The sequence below is a fragment of the Ruegeria sp. F12 genome, from assembly GCF_056533885.1.
On sequence record NZ_JBQFOV010000028.1, the window covers coordinates 1 to 3834 of the forward strand.

Annotated in this window: 3 protein-coding genes; all 3 read right to left on the minus strand. The window is 61.6% G+C overall.

Features of this window, described 5'->3' with window-relative positions; genetic code table 11:
- Window positions 1–50: 50 nt before the first annotated feature.
- Complete coding sequence (locus ACR0CA_RS20290; RefSeq protein WP_480900998.1) at window positions 51–842, minus strand: FAD binding domain-containing protein; 792 nt, start codon at window positions 840–842, stop codon at window positions 51–53.
- Window positions 843–945: 103 nt separating this feature from the next.
- Entirely contained in the window at window positions 946–3306 is a 2361-nt protein-coding gene (locus ACR0CA_RS20295; RefSeq protein WP_480901000.1) for a xanthine dehydrogenase family protein molybdopterin-binding subunit, read from the minus strand.
- Window positions 3307–3360: 54 nt separating this feature from the next.
- The coding region (locus tag ACR0CA_RS20300) for a (2Fe-2S)-binding protein (protein ID WP_480901002.1) at window positions 3361–3834 on the minus strand (474 nt) is incomplete at its 5' end.

The following is a 3834-nucleotide window of genomic DNA, read 5'->3' on the forward strand; positions in this document are numbered from 1 at the left end:
AAAAAGCCCCGCTTTTGTTGCGGGGCTTTTGGGTTCGTTTGTCTAGGCGGTTACGCGCAGGTTTGTACTGCGCGTTTGGTCATGACGCTGACCAGATGTGCGCGATAGTCTTTGCTGCCATGCAGATCGCCGATCATGTTCATTGGGTTCACCTTCAGGCCCATCAGCGCGTCGGCGCGGAACTCTTTTGTCAGGGCTTCCTCGGCCTCAGACCAGCGGAACACGCCGTCCTCGCTGGCACCGGTCACGGCCACGCGGACACTATCCGCAAACCGCGCCAGATAGACACCCACCAACGCAAAGCGCGAGGCCGGCTGCAGGAACTTCTGATAGCTCGCCGCCTGCGGTACCGGGAAGCGGATGGATGTGATGATCTCACCCTCGTCCAGCGCCGTGGTGAACATGCCCTGAAAGAAATCATCCGCCGCGATCTGCCGCGCATTGGTCACAATAGTTGCGCCCGAGCCCAACACACCCGCCGGATAACAGGCCGCCGGATCGTTATTGGCCACCGAGCCACCAATGGTGCCGCGATTGCGCACTGCCGGATCCCCGATTTGCCCCGCCAATGCTGCCAGCGCCGGATAGCTTGCCGCCGCCTCGCGCGCCACCGTGGCGTGGGTCGTCGCCCCACCGATAGCGACCGAGCCATCATCCTCGATGCAAACCCCCTGCATCTCGGCAATCCCGCTCAGCGACACCAGCGCCGAGGGCGCCGCCAACCGCTGCTTCAACGTCGGGATCAGCGTCTGACCACCCCCCAACGCCTGCGCATCCTCAGCCCCCAACGCAGCCACCGCATCGGCGATGGTCGAGGGCTTCTCAAACTCGAAATTATACATTCCGCTTTTCCTTTCCAAAATCAGGACACGGCACGCCCCGCCCTTCTTCTGTTCAAAAATACCTCGGGGGTCCGGGGGCTGGCCCCCGGTCCACCCTCTCAACTCAGCTGTTCATCGCCGCCCAGACGCGCGACGGGCTGACCGGCATGTCGATGTGATCCACCGCTTTGCCGCCCGAGTTCATCGCATCCAGAACCGCATTGACCACAGCCGGCGGCGAGCCAATGGCCCCAGCCTCACCACAGCCCTTCACACCCAGCGGGTTATGCGTGCATGGCGTCTGGCTGGAATGATCCACGCCGTAGAAGGGCACATCATCGGCGCGCGGCATGGCGTAATCCATGAAGGACGCGCTCAGCAGCTGGCCATTCTCGTCATAGGCGCAGTTCTCCAGCAGAGCCTGACCGATACCCTGACCGATACCGCCATGCACCTGACCATCCACGATCATCGGGTTGACGATATTGCCAAAGTCATCGGCGGCGGTGAAGGCCTCGATGCTGACCTTGCCGGTCTCGGGGTCCAGTTCGACCTCGCAGGCATAGGCGCCCGAGGGGAAGGTAAAGTTGGCCGGGTCGTAAAACGCGGTCTCCTCCAGCCCCGGCTCGACCTCCAGCGGGTAGTTATGCGGCACATAGGCCGTCAGGGTCACATCGCCCCAGGCCACCGATTTATCGGTGCCCGCCACGCTGAACTGACCATCCTTCAGCTCAATATCAGCCTCCGACGCCTCCAGCAGGTGAGCGGCGATCTTCTTGGCCTTGTCGATCACCTTCTCGGTGGCCTTGACCATGGCCGAGCCGCAAACCGCCAGCGAGCGCGAGCCATAGGTGCCCATGCCAAACGGGATCTTCGAGGTGTCGCCATGCACGATCTCGACCATCGATTCATCGATGCCGATCATGTCGGCCACAACCTGCGGGAAGGCGGTCTCATGCCCTTGCCCATGGCTGTGTGCGCCGACCATGACACTGATCGAGCCGGTGGCATTCACCCGCACGGTCGCCGCGTCATAGAGACCCGCGCGCGCGCCCAGCATGCCAACGATGTTCGAGGGCGCAATGCCACAGGCCTCGATATAGCAGTTGATGCCCAGACCGCGCAGCTTGCCCTTGGCCTCGCTTTGCGCGCGCCGCGCGGCAAAACCTGCCAGATCGGCGGCGGCCTCAAGCTTGTCCATGGTCCCGTTGTAATCCCCGGTGTCATAGGTCAGAGCGACCGGCGTATCATAGGGGAACTGGGTGATGAAGTTCTGACGGCGCAGCGCAATGGGATCGACCCCCAACTCGCGCGCGGCTTTGTCGACGACGCGCTCCAGCTGATAGGTCGCCTCGGGCCGGCCTGCGCCGCGATACGCATCCACCGGCACCGTGTTGGTGAACATCGCCTTCACGTTCACCTGAATGACCGGCGTCTTGTAATTGCCTGCCATCAGCGTGCCGTGCAGCCATGTGGGCACGGAACTTGAGAAGGTCGACAGATAGGCGCCAAGGTTCGCAAAGGTGTTGGTGCGCAGACCGACAAAGTTATTGTCCGCATCCAGCGCCAGTTCGATCGTGCTGACATGGTCGCGGCCATGAGCATCGGACATGAACGCCTCGGACCGGCTGGCCGACCACTTCACAGGCCGGTTGCAGGCCTTGGCCGCAAAGGTCACAAATGCCTCTTCCGCATAGTGGAAGATCTTGGTGCCAAAACCACCGCCCACATCCGGGGCCACCACGCGCACCTTATGCTCCGGCAGGCCCAGAACGAAGGCGCACATCAGCAGGCGGATCACATGCGGGTTCTGCGAAGTGGTATAGAGCGTATACTCCTCGGTCCCGCGGCTGTATTCCGCCACCGCCACGCGCGGCTCCATTGGGTTGGCAACCAGACGGTTGTTCACCAGATCCAGCGTGGTCACATGGGCCGCATTGGCAAAGACCTCATTGACCTTAGCGTCATCCGCCTCACCCAGCTGCCAGTCATAGCAGATGTTGTTCTTCAGATCGTCATGGACCAGCGTCGCGCCCTCCTGGGCGGCGGCGTTCATGTCGATCACGGCGGGCAGTTCTTCGATATCGAGATCGATCGCCTCGGCCGCGTCGCGCGCCTGTTCCAGGCTGTCAGCCACCACGGCCGCGATGGGATCGCCCACATGACGCACTTTACCTTGCGCCAGAATGGGGTGCGCCGGTTCCTGCATGGGCGCACCGTGCTTGTCGGTCACCTCCCAACCGCAGGGGATGCCGCCCACCCCTTCGAAATCCTTGCCGGTGAACACTTTGACTACACCGGGCATGCCTTCGGCTGCCGAGGTGTCGATGCTGGTGATCCGGCCATGCGCGATATCCGAGCGCAGGAAATACACATAGGCTTGTCCGGCCACGTTGATGTCGTCGGTATAATTGCCCGCTCCGGTCAGAAAGCGCACGTCCTCGCGCCGCTTGGAACTGGCTCCGATGCCACTGTCTTTGGGCATTGCTTGATCTCCTCCCTGGAAAAGAATTTTCGACGAAAATTCTTGCCCGCCGCCCTATTCGGCAGCGATGTTGCTCACGTCCTGACCCGATGCGGCCATGATCGCCTTGACGATGTTATGATAGCCCGTGCACCGGCACAGGTTGCCTTCCAGATAATGCCGGATCTCGGCCTCGGTCGGACGCGGATTATCCTTCAGCAAGGCCGCCGCACTCATCACCATCCCCGGCGTGCAGAACCCGCACTGAAGACCGTGATGATCCTGAAACGCCTGCTGGATCACGTTCAAAGACCCATCCGCAGTCGCCTGACCTTCAATCGTGCCAACCTCAGACCCGTCCGCCTCAAGCGCAAGCATGTTGCAAGACTTCACAGCCTGACCATCAACATGCACAACACACGCACCACATTGCGCCGTGTCACACCCAACATGCGTCCCCGTCATCCCCAAATGATCACGCAAAAAGCCAGACAATAACGTCCGTCCCTCAACTTCACCGCTCACAGCTACGCCGTTCACAGTCATCGA